This is a genomic window from Planctomyces sp. SH-PL14, assembly GCF_001610835.1.
Taxonomy (GTDB): Bacteria; Planctomycetota; Planctomycetia; order Planctomycetales; family Planctomycetaceae; genus Planctomyces_A.
In genome coordinates this window covers 5,960,742-5,979,194 of record NZ_CP011270.1, presented here as the reverse complement: position 1 = coordinate 5,979,194, position 18,453 = coordinate 5,960,742, and the positions used below count along the sequence as shown (strand labels likewise).

The 18,453-nt window shown below is 67.8% G+C and carries 9 protein-coding genes; 2 read left to right on the top strand and 7 right to left on the bottom strand.

The genetic code is table 11. The features are described 5' to 3' along the window. Positions 1 to 146 precede the first annotated feature (146 nt). Positions 147 to 1,025: a hypothetical protein gene (locus VT03_RS22970; protein WP_075095164.1), complete on the top strand. Its 879-nt coding sequence runs from the start codon at positions 147 to 149 to the stop codon at positions 1,023 to 1,025. A gap of 157 nt (positions 1,026 to 1,182) precedes the next feature. Here VT03_RS22970 and VT03_RS22965 read toward each other — a convergent pair whose 3' ends face one another. From VT03_RS22965 to VT03_RS22945, 5 genes are all read right to left on the bottom strand, one after another. After that, entirely contained in the window at positions 1,183 to 2,286 is a 1,104-nt protein-coding gene (locus tag VT03_RS22965; protein ID WP_075095163.1) for a hypothetical protein, read from the bottom strand. A 37-nt stretch (positions 2,287 to 2,323) separates the two neighbouring features. Next, on the bottom strand, positions 2,324 to 3,244 hold the full coding sequence (locus VT03_RS22960) for a hypothetical protein (protein WP_075095162.1): 921 nt from the start codon (positions 3,242 to 3,244) through the stop codon (positions 2,324 to 2,326). Then, entirely contained in the window at positions 3,241 to 4,107 is an 867-nt protein-coding gene (locus tag VT03_RS22955) for a hypothetical protein (protein ID WP_075095161.1), read from the bottom strand. The genes VT03_RS22960 and VT03_RS22955 overlap by 4 nt, the downstream gene beginning before the upstream one ends. A 97-nt stretch (positions 4,108 to 4,204) precedes the next feature. After that, positions 4,205 to 6,478: a M56 family metallopeptidase gene (locus VT03_RS22950; RefSeq protein ID WP_075095160.1), complete on the bottom strand. Its 2,274-nt coding sequence runs from the start codon at positions 6,476 to 6,478 to the stop codon at positions 4,205 to 4,207. Between the two features lie 130 nt (positions 6,479 to 6,608). Further along, on the bottom strand, positions 6,609 to 7,013 hold the full coding sequence (locus VT03_RS22945; RefSeq protein ID WP_075095159.1) for a BlaI/MecI/CopY family transcriptional regulator: 405 nt from the start codon (positions 7,011 to 7,013) through the stop codon (positions 6,609 to 6,611). Between the two features lie 158 nt (positions 7,014 to 7,171). Between VT03_RS22945 and VT03_RS22940 the strand changes: the two genes are divergently transcribed. Next, the gene (locus VT03_RS22940) at positions 7,172 to 8,809 is read left to right on the top strand and encodes a hypothetical protein (protein ID WP_075095158.1); all 1,638 of its coding nucleotides are present in this window, start codon (positions 7,172 to 7,174) and stop codon (positions 8,807 to 8,809) included. Positions 8,810 to 9,655: 846 nt separating this feature from the next. Here the strand turns inward: VT03_RS22940 and VT03_RS22935 are convergent. Further along, positions 9,656 to 11,806, bottom strand: a complete 2,151-nt coding sequence (locus VT03_RS22935; RefSeq protein ID WP_075095157.1) for a response regulator — start codon at positions 11,804 to 11,806, stop codon at positions 9,656 to 9,658. Positions 11,807 to 12,132: 326 nt separating this feature from the next. Next, the gene (locus VT03_RS22930) at positions 12,133 to 18,357 is read right to left on the bottom strand and encodes a HAMP domain-containing protein (RefSeq protein ID WP_410000425.1); all 6,225 of its coding nucleotides are present in this window, start codon (positions 18,355 to 18,357) and stop codon (positions 12,133 to 12,135) included. Positions 18,358 to 18,453 lie beyond the last annotated feature (96 nt).

Sequence of the window (18,453 nt, the reverse complement as noted above, 5' to 3'; positions counted from 1 at the left end):
ACACAGATCAACACGGATAAGGCGATAAGGTACGGAACGCTCCGCCCTTCCCTCTGATCTGTGTCCATCTGTGTTTATCTGTGGCTGAAACCTGAAACGCCTCCCCCCGTCACGCCGCCTCTTCGTCACAAGTTCGGACGATCGTCATGAACGCCGCTCTCCTGCTCGCCGCCGCCCTGTGCATCGCCCAGGCCCCTGCCCCTCCAGCGTCCCCTCCCGCAGGCGAAGCGGCGGACGTCATTGAAGGCTTCCGCCAGGGAGTCGCGGCCTATGACATCCGGCTCGACGGCAAGAACGCCCCGCGGCTCGCGATGCTCGAAAAGCCCCTCCTCCACTGGAGCAACCCCGCCCGCACGAGCGAGGACGGCGCGGTCTTCCTCTGGCTCCAGGAGGGCCGGCCGCAGGTGATCGGGAGCGTCTTCACCTACAAGCTGCAAGCAGTCCGGACCAAGCACGAGTTCCAGTCCCTGGCGACCGTCCCGCTGACGGCCCGGTTCGCAGGCCAGATCGCCTGGCGGAGCCCCGAGGCGGGAGTCAAGTTCCGCCCGGTTCCCGAGGCCCCGCGGCCCGCCAAGAGCGCCCGGCTGCGGACGATCCAGCTCAAGGACATGGCCCGCCAGTTCTCCGCCTCGCTCCACGGTGAGAAGGACGAGGCGACCGAGCTGCGGCTCCTCCCGCAGCCGCTCTACCGCTATGAAGCGAAGCCCCCGCGAGAGGACGCGACGCCGCGCGGGGAGGACGACGGCCACCGCGTCTCCGAGACGCTCCTCGACGGGGCGATCTTCTCCTTCGCCCTCGGCACCGATCCCGAAGCGCTGCTCCTCCTCGAAGCCCGGCCGGCCGAGGGGAATCTCGGGGGCTGGCAGTGGGAGTACGCCTTCGCCCGCTTTCACTACGACGGCATCGTCGCCCGGTATGCCAAAGAAGAAGTCTGGCGGGCCGAGCGCGACCCGACGCAGATGTCGACGCAGCGCGGAGACCCCGCCAGCCGCGACAAGACCTACGTCACGTTCCACGTCGACTGAGGCCGCACCTGCCTTCTGAGAAGAAGAGGGATAAGCCACAGATCAACACGGATGAACACAGATAGGATTCGTTTTCCGTGTCAGGCGAAACCGAACGACGCCTCCCTGCCTTTATCTGTGTTGATCTGTGTTCATCTGTGGCTAAAACTCGATCCCCTTACGGCACGGCGAGGCGGATCTGGGCCGCGGCCGAGCCATCCTGGCCCGCAGGATGGCTCGGCACGAACGACGCCCGCTTGCGGCCCCCTTCGGCCTCGGTGAGATAGTCCCGCTGGACTTCCGTGGCCCGGCCGTCTCCGTTATCGTCGATCAGCGCGTGCTCCGTGATGAGCAGGCTCTCGGCGATGTACTTTTGCGCAACGCCGCGGGTCGTCGCGATGTAGAGGTCAAAGAGCGTCAGGACGCCATCGCCGTCGGCATCGGGCGACGGAGGGGGCGCCACGGTCTCCTGCCCGGCCTCGGCTGCGGGCGCTGGCGGCGTGGCGGGAGTCGCCGCGGCTTCGGCGGCCGGCGGCGCGGCGCTGGCCGCTTTCGGGACCGCGGGTTCGCCCAGGCGGATCAGTTCCTCCGCGAGGGCCGCGGCGAAGAGGGTCTCGTTCACCTCGAGGTCCGCCTCGGTCGCCGAGATCACAACCCGCCCGGGGGCTGACAGCGGCTTCACGTAGAAGCCGCTTGCCGCCGTGGCGATCACGAACACCTGCTCCCGGCACGCGAGGCCCCGGAAGAGTTTGCCGATTTCGTCCTGGTGAAAGTCCGGCCCCGGCAGGTTGATCCACGACCGCCGGCCGTCGAAGTGCGCGTGCCCCGCGAAGACGACCCACAGCGTGTCCTCCGGCCGGAGCTCGGCCCGCAGCGTCTCGACCGCCGCCGTCAGGGCCTCCCGCGTCGCCGGGCCGATCGTCCCCTCGGGGATCAGGGCCTTATCGTCCCGCTCGGGATCGACGCCGAAATAGAGCTTCACTTCCCCGGACGCGACTCCCGCCGTCTTGACGAGCCCCTCCCGCAGCCGGGCCGCGGTCTCGGAGAAAGTTTGAAAATGCTCCGCGTCGCCGGGATGCCCGCAGACGATGAGCGCCCGCCGGGTCCCTGGGCGATCGCCGCCCGCGGTGTCGGCCGCCGTCAGCGACGTCCCGGCCGGAACGAGCGTCTCCTCCCCTCGCGCAGGTCCGCCGCACGCGAGGGCCGCTCCCAGCCCCAGCGCCGCGGAAAGCGGCCGCAGGATTCCACGGGGACGATTGGTCCGCTGTTCGTCGATCTTCACAGCTCTGTCCTCACCGACACGGTGTTCAGGGTCTCGATCACTTCAGCCCGTTCGGAGAGCGCAAGGGGCCGGATTCCACGGGGCCTGTCTCGATGGCACTCGGCGCCAGCGGCCCCTCGGCCGTAAAGAAGGTCTTCGTCGGGTCGCCCCGATAGACATGCTTCGGCGCGGTCCAGACCACCTGCTCTCCCAGCCGCGCCTCGAGCCCCCCGGACGTCTGCCGGGCGAGCGCGTAGTGCCACTGGGACGGTCCGCCGTTCTCGCCGGCAACCGCCTCCACGACGAGGAGCGTCTCCGGATCGGTCCCCTTCACGAAGGCGAAGACGGCGCCATCCAGGGGCCCGCCCGCTTCGGGACGGTAGCGGAAGAGCTCTTTCGGCAGCCGCCGGAGCTGCTCGCGGTCGGAGTCGTCGTCGTTCCAGCCGAGCATCGTGATCGCGAACCGGTCGGCGATCCCTTTCATCTGGCGGAGCCGGGCGACCGGAGACTCCGCGGGAGCCTCGGCGTCGGGGACGCGGTGGTACTCGATGCCGGTCCGCGGCTGCCAGATCAGCGCGTCCTCCCGCTGGCAGGAGAACGTTTCCCGGGAGAGCGATTCCATCTCGTGGATGAGCCGCCCGTTCCAGGGATAGATCGAGGCCGCCACCACGGGCCGCCCGCGGCCGATCCACAGGACCGCGATCCCCTCCCCCTGCGGGTCCCGCTCGTCGTTCGTCCAGCGGTGGACCCGGACCGGCTCGACCTTCGCGTCGGGAGCCTCCGTCAGGAGGAACCTGTTCCAGTCGACCGAGGCCGACAGCTCTTCGCGGAGCCGCTGTCGCCGGCGCTCCTCGACCGTGGTCGACGGCGCCGCTTCGGGCTCGGCAGCCAGGAGCGGCGCCGCCACCGGCAGCACGGCCACGGACAGGATGGTCCCAATCAAGACGACCGAGGAGAGGACGCTCCGGAGCGCAGTCATCGCTTCACCTCTCCCGTTTGCTCTTCCAGCATGAAGTAGGCGTAGGGCTCGGCCGGGGCCGAGAGGACCCGCGAGAGCTCCAGCCCGTCCGCGGACCAGGCGGCCCGGCCGGAGAGCGAGACCGTCTGGCTGTCCATGTTCATCCGCACCGCCCCCCACCGCCACGCCGGCTCAGTCTCTTTCGCCGGAGCGGCCCCGGTCTTGGCCGCGTCGCACTCCAGGAGGATCAGCACCTCGGGGTCGGTCCCCTCGACAAAGGAGAACATCGCACCGTCGAGATAGGACGCCGTCGCCGACGGAGCGGGATAGCGGAAGAGAGGCTGGGGCATGAGCCGCAGGCGGCGCTCGACCGGTTCTTCGGTCCGGCGGGTGTCGCGGAGTGTCGCCGCGAAGTCGCGGAGGATCCGCCGCATCTGGATCAGCCGCCCGGCGGGGGTGTCGGCCGGGGCCTCGCTCCCGGCGAGCGGCTCCCAGCGGATCGCGGCCGCCGGGGGCTTCCAGAACTCGCGGTCCCGCTGCCGCGCAACGACCTGCCGGTCGACGAGCGACGAGACTTCGAGCGTTGCCCCCCACTGCGGACTGAACCAGCGGTAGACGGAGCCGATGCACGCCGGGCGGCCGTCTTCCGTCCAGAGATGGATCTCGCCGTGAACCTCGCCGGCGGTCGGGTTCGACCACCGCAGGAGCGGCCCGTGATGGACGAGCGGCGCGTTTCCCTTTGCGACGCGGAACTGCGTGAGCTCGACGGTCCGCTTCGCCAGGTCGGTCACGATCCGCTGCCGGTCCGAGAGCGACCCCTCGTCGCCCCGGACGACGCCGTTCACGGCGGCGAGAATCACGATGGCAAGCCAGGCGCGGACCACGAACGCCTCCCGGGGAGACCGCGGACAAAGAAGAAAGACACAGAAAGCGAGACACAGAACGATCGAAGACGACAGCGAACCGCCCTCCGCAGCCCGCTCAGCGGGGAGCGGGAGCCGAGAGCAAGGCCGGAGCGCCGGGCGCCGACGACGTCGTGGTCGGAACCGGACTCGTCGGAGCCATGGTCCTCAAAGCCGCGCTCTTCGGAGCCACGGCGAACAGAGACGGGAAGAGGGTCTGGGGAGTCCGGGCCACCGCGTCGGCGGGACTCGGGAACGGCAGCGGCGATCCCGTTCCAATCGCCAGCCCCAGCCGTTCGAGTTCCTGCCGGGCGACTTCCGCCCGCGCCGTTTCGAGGTCGACGCCGGGGAACGACTCGACATCCTGTGAGAAGGCCCCGGCCGAGACGGCGTCCTTGGAGCGCATCACGCTGGCGATCACGTTCCCCTGCGGGAGCCGGACGAAGTCGATCCGTCCGTCCCAGCCGCCGGTGACGACGGTGTTCGCATCCGCGGTGAACTCCGCCACGCCGATCGGGCGGGCGAGAGGAATGGTCCGGAGGATCGTGCCGCCCCGGACATCGATCACGACGAGCGCCCCGCTCCGCTCCGAGCGCCAGCCGCCGACGCTCACGAGGAGCCGGTCACCCGCCGGGGAGAAGCGGACGCTGTTGATCGGGGCGTCGAGTTTCCACGTCAGCGGCTCGACGAGATCGCCGGTCCGGTAGACCGCGACGTCGCCGCTGCGGGCGCCGGCGGCGACCAGTCCGCCGTCGCGGGAGACCGCGACGGAGACGACCGCCTCGGCGAACTCGGCGAACGTGGCGCGGATCGTTCCCGAGGCCGCGTCCCACAGGCGGAGCTGCCGGTCGAAGCCGCCGGTCACGAACTCGCCGCGCCCCGGAACGAAGGCGGTGGCCGCCACGTTCCAGTCGGTCAGCGGCGTCGCCCGCCCGGTCTCGTTGTCGATCAGGTCGACCCGCTTCCCGGTCCGGGCGCGGATCTCGTACCGGCCGCCGTCCGAAACGGCGGTCGCCCATTCGCGGACGGAGGAGCGGGACCGCGGCGCCGTCGGGCGGACCTGCGGCGCGGGGATGGCCGGCTCGGTCACGGCGGACCGTGTCGCCACAACCGTCGGGATTTCGGTTTCCGGGTCGGTCGGGGCGAGGCTCTCGATGCGTTCGAGGCCGCTGAGCAGGGTTTCGCGGAACGAGCCGCCGAGCGACGCGAGCGCCTGCGGCTGGAACGGCAGTCCCAGGAGCACGAGGGCCAGCCCCACGCGGCCGGCGGCGTTGATGGTCTGGCGGCCGCTCCCCTGCATGATCTTGACCAGCCGTCCCCGCAGCTCGCGGGGATTGCCGAGGCCGCTCGAGACCGGCGGGGCGAGCGGGTTCCGCTCGCAGAGGAAGTCGATCGTGTCGAGGAGCGCCCCGGCGTAGCACCGGGCGGACGACGGCGTGCGGCCCATGACCCACTGGTCGCAGCACTCTTCTTCGGCGGACTCGATTTCCCGCAGCGACCACCACGCCACGGGATGCCACCAGAAGAGGATCACGTTGACGAATTCGAGGAGCCGGACCCAGCTGTCGCCGCGGTGGTAGTGGGCCAGTTCGTGCAGGAGCAGCGTCTGGCGGGCGTCGCGGCGGAGCTGCTGATAGAGCTCGGCCGGGAAGAGGATCGTGGCCCAGCGGCCGACGCCCCACAGCATGGGGGAGACGACGCCGTTGACCATCAGGACCCGGGGCGCCCGCGTGCAGCCGAGTCCGTCGAGGACTTCCTGCATGTCGTCATCGAGGCCGGCCGAAGGATAGCTCGAGCGCCGCAGCCGCCGCGCGAATGACGCAAGACGGTACAGCTGGACCGACAGCAGGATCGCCGCCCCGATGAGCCAGACGAAGACGAGCGTCCGGGCGACCAACGGCCCGACGACGGAGGGGGAAACAGGGACGGTCGGATTCGCCGACAGCACCGGCGCGATCGGGGCCGCCTCAGCGATGACCGCCGTGGATCCCGCACCGACCGGTTCAAAGGCGGAGAGGACGGACTGCGGAACGGTCGCGGTCTCGACGGCCACCGCAGCGATCGGGAGCGAGGCCGACGGCGACGGCAGAGCGACCGTTTCGCTCACGCTCCCGACGACCTGCGGGCTCGGAACAGCGGAAGCGGAGGTCGCGGCGGCGCGGCTTGGGAGGAGGTCCGGAAGAGAGATCTCGACCGGGAACAGCGGCGGCGTGACGAGCTTGATGAGAAGCAGGACCCACAGCCCATGGCGAACCGCCGGCTGGCGGCAGACGTGCCCGATCAGGAAGACGATCGGGGCCAGGACCGCCACGGTCAGCGAATTCGCGATGGCCCATTCGACGATTCGAATCATGTGACACCTGACTCTTTGAGACGCTCACCAGGGTCAAGGTTCGCCGCCGCGGGCGGAGAACTGGGACGCCGGAGCGTCCCGCATTCACGATGTCATTGCTCTCGATTCCGATTCATCGCCGTTTGGCGGCTTACTTCTTGCCCTTCTTATTCCGCGGCTCGTCCAGGTCGTCGAGGAGGTCCCGCAGCGACTGGCGGTCTTCGGCACTGAGTTTACCCGCCTTGACGAGGTGCGTCAGGAGCGGGTGCAGGTCGCCGTCGCACAGCCGCTCGGCGGTCTGTTGCAACTGGTCGGAGATCACGTCCTCGCGGCCGACGACCGCTTCGAACAGGTGCGGCCAGGTGTCGCGGTTCCGGCGGACGCAATCCTTCTCCTCCAGGCGGCTCAGCAGCTTCTGGACGGTCGCCACCTGCGCAGGGGTCCCTTCCGGATAAAGCCACAACGTCAATTGTCGCGCGGAGGCGGAGATGTGCTCCCACAGGCATCGCAGGACTGACAGTTCCGCGTCGGGCAGGCTGACCGCTCGAGGTGACATGGATGTTCTGAGCTCCGGAACAGTGACGAAGCAGGGCGAGGGGGACCGACGACGAACGCAACGCGAATCCGGGACGAATCTCCTCGACACATTACAGACACAGCGTCTATACTTCAAGCCGAAATTTCGAATTGGGCCTAAAGTGCGGGAGGTTGAGGATGGCGTTTCGGAGTCTGCCGCGGGTGGCGACGCTCCTGTCTCTGCTGGGAGGGACGGCCCTGGCCCAGGAGCCGGGAAGGTCGACTGTTCCCGGAGGGCCGAAGCTCGTGGAAATCCAGGGAGCCGGAGCCAAAGACAAGGCGCCGGAGCTTTCCCCCGAGGAGATCAAGACCGCCCGGATGGCGGTGATGGCCGAGCACGCCGGGAACTTCCGGTTCAAGGCGGCGGAGCAGGATTTTCCCGAGCGGCTCCAGGCGGACCCGCTCTTCCGCTACGACGACGAGACCCGGGGCTACATCGACGGGACGGTGTGGCGGCTCGGTGCCACGGGCCGTCCGCGGGCGATCATCACAACGGAGCTGCATCCCAACTATCTGGGGAGCGGCCCGCGGGTCGTGTATGACGCCCTCTCGATCAACCGCGAGCCGTTCGCGGCGGCCTCGACGAAGTTCATCTGGAACCCGACCGGCCCGGCGGTCGAGATGAAGCCGATCCCCGCCGGTCCGGCCCCCGCGGGGACGGCGGCGCTGCGGATGTCGCAGATCAAAGAACTCTCGCGGCGGTTCACCGCCACGCAGGACATTGAAGAGACGGACCGGGTGCTGGTGCAGCTCCGGCGGCTCCCGCGGGAGATCGACCGCTATCAGCCGACATCGCACGACAAGGCGGACGGGGCGATCTTCCTGTTCGTCAACGGCCGGAATCCCGGTCTCGTACTGCTTGTGGAGACCGACGGGACGAGCTGGAGCTACGGCGTCGGCCGCCTGTCGCAGCCGAGCACGCTGACGATGAAGCTCGATGACGAGATCGTCTGGAAGCAGCCCTACGCCGGCCCGGTTCCAACAATCCGTACACCGCGGGGAATACGCCGGCGGAGTTTCCGTAGAGAGTTGTCAGCTATCAGCCAGCAGGGCCTGTCTGGAGCAGCGACACTGGCCCGTGAGTTTGAGGAAGCCCATCAAGGAGTTCTCTTGAGTCGCCTGGCCTTGCCGCCGCATCCCGACGTAGCCCGGACGAATGTCCGGGCCGGGTGGCCGTCGCGCCTTTCAGAGGGCGTGCTGAAGAGCGGCACTGGTCTGCGTCGAGAGCGGGTTGACCGCTGTTCGGGCATCGAGCAGGTAGGCGGGTGGAAGGTGCGTCGCGGGGATGCCGGGGTCGCGGGTGACGGGTACCGGCGTGAGGGCTGGCCCGGCGGCGCCGGCGTGCGGAGCGGCCGTCATCTGCTGCGTCAGCGGCGCGAAGTAGGCGAGCTGGTCGGCGAACTTCTCGCTCCAGACGGGTCGTCCCAGTTCGCCGTCGTGACGGGCTCCCACGGCGAGAGATCCGTCCGTCTTGGCCAGCCGGACGGCGACCTGCAGCGACTCCCCGCCGACGAGGACGGAGGCGGCAATCGACACCATCCCTTCGAGGGCGGGGACTCCCACGAGGAGCATGGCGACGATCGACAGTTCAGCCAGAGGCAGGGAAAGCACTTTCATGTGACCCTCTCAAACAGGGCGGGGGCGGGGGCGGGGGCGGGGGCGGGGGCGGGGGCGGGCTCGAGCAGAGCCGCCCAGGACCAAGCTGTGTCAGACCCACCGGCCTCGTCGTTCGAGGCTGCGGAGTACGGCGTCCCACCGTCTCCCGACAAGTTATAGACAACTTGTCTATAGTTCAATCCGAAAGGGTCTTATTTCTGGTGTTTTCGGGGAAATCGTGCGCCGCGGGGGCCGAGGCGGGCGGTGATTCAACGCGAGGCCGTTCCGGCGTGGGGTGAGGCTTTGCCGGCGACAGGCAGGACGTTGTTCAGGAGGAAAGCGTTCCGGGGGCTTTGGCGGATCAGGGAAAATTCGCGCAAATCCGGCGCGCCGCGGCGGAACGTGAATCAAGAGGGGCGGTCCCCGCTCCAGCAATACCCGCCGCCCCCCTGCTGAGGTTACGCCCGCGCCGTCACGCTCCCTTCGCACGGCCCGCGGTGTTCACCGCTCTTCCGGGTCGAGGAGGAGTCAGCCACAGATCAACACCGATGAACACAGATTCCAATGGAACGGAGCCACATCGGAGACGAGTGACCCAGCCGGATCGCGTCTCCGGTTGAGCGATCATTGCTGAGTCAAAGACTGAGCCGTGCGCGGTCGGGAAAAGCCTTCGAATTTTTGAAACACAGAGGCACAGAGAACACGGAGAACGGCTGGCTCTGGATCCGCGATCCGTAGCGACAATCCGTGTTCCCATCTTCTCCTGGGAGACAGGGGGCTGTGGGCTTCGCGCTCCGGCCCTGATCTGTGTTCATCCGTGGCCCACCTCCTCTTTCTGTGGCCACCTTCGCTTCCAGAAACGTTTCACAAACATCTCAACATCTCCTCCCGCCCCTCTCCGTGTTCTCTGTGCCTCTGTGTTTCAAAAGCCCTTCTCTGAGGAAACGGCCGAGCGCCGGCAACAGCCTGTCCAAGCCCATCTTCCGGCCTGGATCGATGTCCCTCTGTGGCGAACTCTTCCGGCCCTCAACCATCCACCGACGTCAGCAACCGCTCCAGATCCACCATCCGCACCGGCTTAGTCAGGTGCCCGTCAAACCCCGCCTCCTTCGTCCGCGCCCGGTCCTCCTCACGCCCATAACCCGTCAGCGCCACAATCCGCGGCTGCGGCCCCGGAGTCCGACGGATCTCGCGACAGACGTCATACCCGTCGCGCCGCGGAAGCCCGATATCGAGGAGCACAATCTCTGCCGCCTCCTCACGCACCGAAGCGAGCGCCGCCTCGCCATCATGCGCCGTCCGCACGCGATGCCCCATCTGCCGCAGCAGACGGGCCAGCGTCGTCGCCGCATCGTGGTTGTCATCGACCACCAGGATCTGACGCCCGCGCTCCGGACCCACCGCCGACGGCGACGTCGATTCCGGATTCTCGCGGGAAGCCGCGGACGCGGACTCCGCCGGCTCTCCCCCGGGCAGCGTCTCCCGCAGCCGCGGCAGCCGGACCGTGAACTCGCTCCCCTGGCCCCGCCCCGCGCTCACCGCCCACACCGTCCCGCCGTGCATCTCCACGATCGACTTGACGAGCGCCAGGCCGATCCCCAACCCCCCGTCGGCCCGGTCGATCGTGCGGTCCGCCTGATAGAACAGGCTGAACAGGTCCGCCGCGATGTTCGAGTCGAACCCGCGGCCGTTGTCGCGGATCGAGACGAGCGCCGTCCCGGAATCGTCCGGGTCGAGCCCGAGCGCCACGGCGATCTCCCCCCCCGGCTCCGTGTACTTGGCCGCGTTGTTGAGGAGATTGAACACCGCCTGCGAGAGACGCGCCATGTCCCCGGCGACGTGCAGCGGCCCGGCCGGCCACGAGAGCTCGACGGCATGCCGGCGGGCGTCCATCTGCTGCCGGCAGGTCTCGAGCGCATACCGGATCACTTCCGCCAGGTCGACCGTCGTCCGCTCCAGCCGGATCTTCCCGCGGGAGACGCGCGAGACGTCGAGCAGGTCGTCGACGATCCGCGTCAGCTGCGACACCTGCCGGTCGACGACGTCGTGACAGGTCCGGATCTCCTCATTCTCCTCCGCCAGGAACTGCATCAGCGAGAGGGAATTGCGGATCGGCGCGAGCGGGTTCCGGAGCTCATGCCCCAGCATGGCCAGGAACTCGTCCTTGCGGCGGTCCTGCTCCTTCAGCTCCAGCTCCATCTGCTTGCGTTCCGAGATGTCCCGGACGCATCCCTGCACGCGGATCGGCCGACCGACCGGCCCCACTTCGAACGCCCCGACCGCCTCGACCCACAGCACCACCCCGTCGGGATGGCGGACCCGATACTCCTGACGGTAGGCGAGACCATCCCCCGCGGTCGTCGAAGGCCGCCCCAGCCCCTCGGCGATCCGGTGCCGGTCGTCCTCGTGGACGCAGGCCATCCATTCGTCGAAGCGGACCGTGTCGCCGTACCGCCCGGGATGGAAGATCGAGCGGGCCACGTCGGTCCAGGTGACGGTCCACTCGGCGAGGTCGAGAGCCCAGATCCCCACCTCCCCGGCGTCCTGCGCCAGGCGGAGCCGGTCGTCACTCTCCCGCAGCGAGCGGAGGGCCGTCTCCAGTTCCGCGGTCCGCTCGGCGACCCGCGACTCGAGCCGCTCGTTGAGGGCCGAAAGCTCGTCCTGGACCAGGCGGCGGGCGTCGATCTCCGCCTGGAGCTGCGTGTTGGCCTGCGCCAGGTCGAGCGTCTTGCGGTGCAGGTCCGCGAAGGCCGCCACCTTGGAGCGGAGGATCGCCGCGTTGACCGGCTTGTGGAGGTAGTCGATGGCCCCGGTGCCGTACCCTTCCAGGACGTGCTGGTCGTCGCTGAAGTAGGCGGTGAGGAAGATGATCGGGATCGTCGCCGTCTTCTTCCGCTGCTTGATCATCTGGGCCAGCTCGAGCCCGTTCATCCCCGGCATCTGGATGTCGAGAATGATCAGCGCAAAGTCCCCCTGGACGAGGGCCAGGAGGGCGGCATCGGCGGAGTCCGCCTTGACGAGACGGTAGCGGGGATCTTCGAGGATCGACTCCAGGACGATGAGGTTCTTGGGGTCGTCGTCGACGAGCAGGATCCGCACCGGCGGATCGCTCCCGCCGCCGGGCCCCAGGAGGTCGGTCCGGTCGTCGCGGAGATCGGCGGATCCCGATGTCGTCATCACAACCACAATCCTCGCACGTGATGTCCCGTCAGGGACGACCGAAAATCGCCCACCCTTTCAATGGTGGAAAGGCAGTCCTGCTTTGCTGCAAATTCCCGTCCGGGACGACGGAGAGACGGTGACCATGGTGTTTTCTTCCGTCTCTTGTTGTTCCTGGCAGGATGTTGTTCTCTCACGGACGACCGACGCTGGAGGTTCTCTGCGCCGGTCGCCTCTCTTCATGAAGGGAATCGTTGCCATCAGGGGCTCACGCTCCGTTCCTATCAGGGGGCTGACGCTCTGTTTCCATCAGGGGGCTCACGCCCCCCGCTCGCCTCTCCCCCTTACCGGAACAGCCACACCCGCATCAGCGAGAGGAGCTGGTCCGTGTTGACCGGCTTGGCGATGTAGTCCGACGCCCCGGCGTCGAGACACTTCTCCCGGTCCCCCTTCATGGCCTTGGCCGTCAGCGCCAGGATCGGGAGAGTCCGGAACCGCGCGTCGTCCCGGATCCGCTGCATCGTCTCGTACCCGTCCATCTCCGGCATCATAATGTCCATGAGCACGATGCTCAGGTCCGGCGTCTTCTGAATCAGCTCGATCGCCTGACGTCCGTTCGTGGCCGTGAGGACCTCCATCTCCTGCCCTTCGAGCACCGTCGTCAGGGCAAAAATGTTCCGGGCGTCGTCGTCGACGACCAGCACCTTCCGGCGACGGAGCGCCTCGTTCGAGCGGTGCAGCCGCTCCAGCATCCGCTGCTTCTCGATCGGCAGGTCGGAGATCACGCGGTGCAGGAAGAGGGCGGTCTCGTCCAGGAGGCGCTCGGGGGACTGCACGTCTTTCAGGATGATGCTCTTGGCCATCGTCCGCAGGCGGGTCTGCTCCGCATCCGTCAGCTCCTTGCCGGTGAAGACCACCACGGGGATCTCCTGCAGGTGCCGGTCGGCGTGGACCTTCTCCAGGAGATCGAAGCCGGTCATGTCCGGCAGCCGCAGGTCGAGGACCATGCAGTCGAACGGCCGGTCGAGGAGCGCCTTGTAGGCCTCGCGGCCGGTCGAGACCGCCGAGAGCTCGATGTCGTCGTGCTCCAGGAGGGCCACGATGGAGTCCCGCTCGATCTGGTTGTCCTCCACGATCAGGAGCCGCTTGGCCCGCGGCGAGGTGAAGACCTTGAGCCGGTCGAAGGCCGCTTCCAGGCTGTCGGTCGTGGGGGACTTGACGACGTACGAGAACGCCCCGTGCGCCAGCCCGTGCTGCCGCTCTTCCTCCATGGTGATGATCTGCACCGGGATGTGCCGCAGCGACGGATCGGACTTGAGGGTATTGAGGACCGTCCAGCCCAGCATGTCGGGGAGGAAGATGTCGAGCGAGATCGCGGTCGGCCGGTAGCGGCGGGCCAGCGTCAGCCCGACCGCCCCCCGCAGGGCCACGATCCCCTTGAACCCGCTGTCGCGAGCCAGCCCCAGCAGGATCCGGGCGTAATGCGGGTCGTCCTCGATGATCAGGAGCGCCGAGTCCCCTTCGGTGATCTCGTCCCGGTCGTCGAGGATCGGCTCCTCGGCGGCGACCGCGTGGACCGGAACGACCGACTGCGGGAGCGCCACGGGGCTGCTCCGGTCGGGCGCGGCAGCTCCGGCCCCGGTCGGGCCGGCGTATCGCACCGGCAGATAGAGCGTGAAGGTGCTCCCCTGCCCCGCGACGCTCGTCAGCCGGATCTCGCCCCCCAGCAGGCTGGCCAGCTCGCGGCTGATCGCCAGCCCCAGCCCGGTCCCCCCGTACTTGCGGGCGGTCCCGGCGTCCGCCTGCTGGAACGCCTCGAAGATCAGCCGCTGCTTCTCGAGCGGGACCCCGATGCCGGTGTCCTCGACCGCGAACGCGATCACCTGGTCCGCCTTGGAAAGAATCGGATGGTCCGGCGAGAAGCCGGTCCGGGCCAGCTCCGCCCGGACGTGCACGTGCCCGTGCGTCGTGAACTTCACCGCGTTCGAGAGCAGGTTCTTGAGGATCTGCTGCAGCCGCTTGGGGTCGCTCGAGAGGAACGGCGGAAGGTTGGGAGAGAACCGGACCTCGAACGGGAGGTTCTTGTTCTCGGCGACGTGCCGGAAGTTCCGCTCGATCGTGTCCCGCAGGGCGCTGAACGAGATCTCCTCGGACTCGACGGTGACGGTCCCGGACTCGATCTTCGACAGGTCGAGGATGTCGTTGATGAGGTGCAGCAGGTCCGTCCCCGACGAGTTCACGTTGCGGGCGAACTCGATCTGCCGCGGCGAGAGGTTGCCGGGGGCGTTGTCGGCGAGCTGCTGGCTGAGGATCAGGATCGAGTTCAGCGGCGTCCGGAGCTCGTGCGACATGTTCGCCAGGAACTCGGACTTGTACTTGGAGGTGAGGGCCAGCTCCGCGGCCTGCTCTTCGAGGGCCCGGCGGGCCTGCTCCACTTCGCGGTTCTTCCGTTCCACTTCCTCGTTCTGCTCGGCGAGCAGCTTGGCCTTGGTCCCCAGCTCCTCGTTCGTCTGCTGGAGCTCGCTCTGCCGCGACTGGAGCTCGACCGTGAGCTGCTGCGACTGCGTCAGGAGCCCTTCGGTCCGCATCGTCGCCTCAATGGTGTTGAGCACGACCCCGATGCTCTGCGTGAGCTGCTCCAGGAAGGTCAGGTTCGTCGCGGTGAAGGGATGGATCGAGGCGAGCTCAATCACCGCCTTGACGTGCCCTTCGAAGAGGAGCGGCAACACGACGATGCTCGACGGCGGCGTCTCTCCGAGGCTCGACTGGACCAGGATGTAGTCCCGCGGCACGTCGGTGAGGTGGATCCGCTGCTTGCCGGAGGCGCACTGGCCGACCAGCCCTTCCCCGATCCCGATCCGGTCCTTCTGGTGCATGGTCCGGGCATAGGCCGCCAGGAGCTTCAGCGTCGGGACGTCGAAGTCGGAGTCCGCCATCTGGTAGATCGCCCCCTGCTGGGCGTTCACGAGCGGGACCAGTTCCGCGAGCAACATCTTGCCGACGGTCACGAGGTCCCGCTGCCCCTGGAGCATGCTGGTGAAGCGGGCCACGTTCGTCTTCAGCCAGTCCTGCTCCTTGTTCCGCTCGGTCGTCTCGCGGAGGTTGGCGATCATCGTGTTGATGTTGTCTTTGAGCTCGGCCACTTCCCCGCGGGTCGCCACCTGGATCGAGCGGGTCAGGTCCCCCTTGGTGACCGCGGTCGCCACCTCGGCGATGGCCCGGACCTGCGTCGTCAGGTTCCCCGCCAGGAGGTTCACGTTGTCCGTCAGGTCGCGCCACGTTCCCGACACGCCGGGGACGTTCGCCTGCCCGCCGAGCCGCCCTTCGACCCCCACCTCGCGGGCCACGCTGATGACCTGCTCGGAGAACGTGGCGAGCGTGTCGGTCATGTTATTGATCGTCTCACCGAGGGCCGCCACTTCTCCCTTGGCCTGCACGGTCAGCTTCTGCCGCAGGTTCCCGTCCGCCACGGCGGTCACGACCTTCACGATCCCGCGGACCTGGTCGGTCAGGTTCGAGGCCATGAAGTTCACGTTGTCCGTCAGGTCCTTCCAGGTCCCGGCGACTCCCGACACCTGCGCCTGACCGCCGAGCTTCCCTTCCGTCCCCACCTCGCGGGCCACGCGGGTCACTTCCGACGCGAAGGCGTTGAGCTGGTCCACCATCGTGTTGATGGTGTTCTTGAGCTCCAGGATTTCCCCCTTCACGTCGACGGTGATCTTCCGCGAGAGGTCCCCGCGGGCCACGGCGGTCGTCACTTCCGCGATGTTCCGCACCTGGGCCGTCAGGTTCGAGCCCATCGTGTTGACGGAGTCGGTCAGGTCCTTCCACGTCCCCCCGACGCCGGGGACGACCGCCTGCACCCCGAGCCGTCCCTCGGTCCCCACCTCGCGGGCGACGCGGGTCACTTCCGACGCGAACGAGCGGAGCTGCTCGACCATCGTGTTGATGGTCTCCTTCAACTGGAGGATTTCCCCGCGAACGTCGACGGTGATCTTCTTCGACAGGTCTCCGTTCGCCACGGCAATCGTGACGTCGGCGATGTTTCGAACCTGCCCCGTCAGGTTCGACGCCATCGAGTTCACGTTGTCCGTCAGGTCCTTCCACGTCCCGGCGACCCCGAGCACCTGCGCCTGGCCCCCGAGCTTCCCTTCGGTTCCGACTTCGCGGGCCACGCGGGTCACTTCCGAGGCGAAGGCGGAGAGCTGGTCCACCATCGTGTTGACGGTCTCTTTGAGCTGGAGGATTTCCCCCTTCACGTCGACGGTGATCTTCCGGGAGAGGTCCCCCCGGGCGACGGCGGTCGTCACGTCGGCGATGTTCCGCACCTGGTCGGTCAGGTTGGAGGCCATCGAGTTCACGGAGTCGGTCAGGTCCTTCCACGTCCCCGCCACACCGGGCACCTGGGCCTGACCGCCGAGCTTGCCGTCGGTCCCCACCTCGCGGGCGACGCGGGTCACTTCCGAGGCGAACGAGCGGAGCTGGTCGACCATCGTGTTGATGGTCTCTTTGAGGGCCAGGATTTCGCCGCGGACGTCGACGGTGATCTTCTTCGAGAGGTCCCCGTTCGCCACGGCGATCGTCACTTCCGCGATGTTCCGGACCTGGCTCGTCAGGTTCGACGCCATCGAGTTCACGTTGTCCGTCAGGTCCTTCCACGTTCCGGCGACACCCGGCACCTGCGCCTGGCCCCCGAGCTTCCCCTCGGTCCCGACTTCACGGGCGACGCGCGACACTTCGGACGCGAAGGCGTTGAGCTGGTCCACCATCGTGTTGATGGTGTTCTTCAGCTCCAGAATTTCCCCGCGGACGTCGACGGTGATCTTGCGGGACAAGTCGCCGCGGGCCACGGCGGTCGTGACGTCGGCGATGTTCCGGACCTGACCGGTCAGGTTCGAGGCCATCGAGTTCACATTGTCCGTCAGGTCCTTCCACGTCCCGGCGACCCCTTCGACCGCCGCCTGACCGCCGAGCTTGCCTTCGGTCCCGACTTCACGGGCCACGCGGGAGACTTCCGAGGCAAAGGCGTTGAGCTGGTCCACCATCGTGTTGACGGTGTTCTTCAGCTCCAGAATTTCCCCCTTCACGTCGACGGTGATCTTCTTCGACAGGTCCCCCTTGGCGATGGCGGTCGCGACGTCGGCGATGTTCCGCACCTGGCCCGTCAGGTTCGACGCCATCGAGTTCACGTTGTCCGTCAGGTCCTTCCACGTCCCCGCCACGCCGCGGACCTGGGCCTGGCCCCCGAGCTTCCCTTCGGTCCCGACTTCGCGGGCCACGCGGGAGACTTCCGAGGCGAAGGCGTTGAGCTGGTCCACCATCGTGTTGATCGTCAGCTTCAGCTCGAGGATTTCCCCCTTCACGTCGACGGTGATCTTCTTCGAAAGGTCTCCGTTCGCCACGGCGGTCGCGACGTCGGCAATGTTCCGCACCTGACCGGTCAGGTTCGACGCCATCGAGTTCACGTTGTCCGTCAGGTCCTTCCACGTCCCTGCCACCCCGGGGACCGCCGCCTGCCCCCCGAGCTTCCCTTCGGTCCCGACTTCGCGGGCCACGCGGGAGACTTCCGACGCGAAGCCGTTCAGCTGGTCCACCATCGTGTTGACGGTGTTCTTCAGCTCCAGAATTTCCCCCTTCACGTCGACGGTGATCTTCCGCGACAAGTCGCCGCGGGCCACGGCGGTCGTGACGTCGGCGATATTCCGCACCTGACCGGTCAGGTTGTTCGCCATCGAGTTCACGTTGTCGGTCAGGTCCTTCCACGTCCCCGCCACCCCGGGGACTTCCGCCTGCCCGCCCAGCTTCCCTTCGGTCCCCACTTCGCGGGCCACGCGGGTCACTTCCGCCGCAAACCCGTTGAGCTGGTCGACCATCGTGTTGATCGTGTCCTTCAACTCGAGGATCTCCCCCTGGGCCGCCACGGTGATCTTGGACGACAGGTCCCCCTTGGCGATGGCGGTCGCGACGTCGGCGATGTTCCGCACCTGGCCCGTCAGGTTCGAGGCCATCGAGTTCACGTTGTCCGTCAGGTCCTTCCACGTCCCGCCGACCCCGGGGACCACCGCCTGACCGCCGAGCTTCCCTTCCGACCCGACTTCGCGGGCCACGCGGGTCACTTCCGAGGCAAAGCTGTTGAGCTGGTCGACCATCGTGTTGATGGTGTTTTTCAGCTCCAGGATCTCCCCCTTCACGTCGACGGTGATCTTGCGGGAGAGGTCTCCCCGCGCCACGGCGGTCGTGACGTCGGCGATGTTTCGCACCTGGCCGGTCAGGTTCGAGGCCATCGAGTTCACGGAGTCGGTGAGGTCCTTCCACGTTCCCGCCACACCGGGAGCCCGCGCCTGACCGCCGAGTTTCCCCTCGGTCCCGACCTCGCGGGCCACGCGGGTCACTTCCGCCGCGAAGCCGTTGAGCTGGTCGACCATCGTGTTGATGGTCTCCTTCAATTCGAGAATCTCCCCCTTCACGTCGACGGTGATCTTCCGCGACAGGTCGCCGCGGGCCACGGCGGTCGTCACCGCCGCGATGTTCCGGACCTGGGCCGTCAGATTCCCCGCCATGGCGTTCACGGAGTCGGTGAGATCCTTCCACGTCCCGGCGACCCCGGGGACCACCGCCTGACCGCCGAGGCGGCCGTCGGTCCCGACCTCGCGGGCGACGCGGGT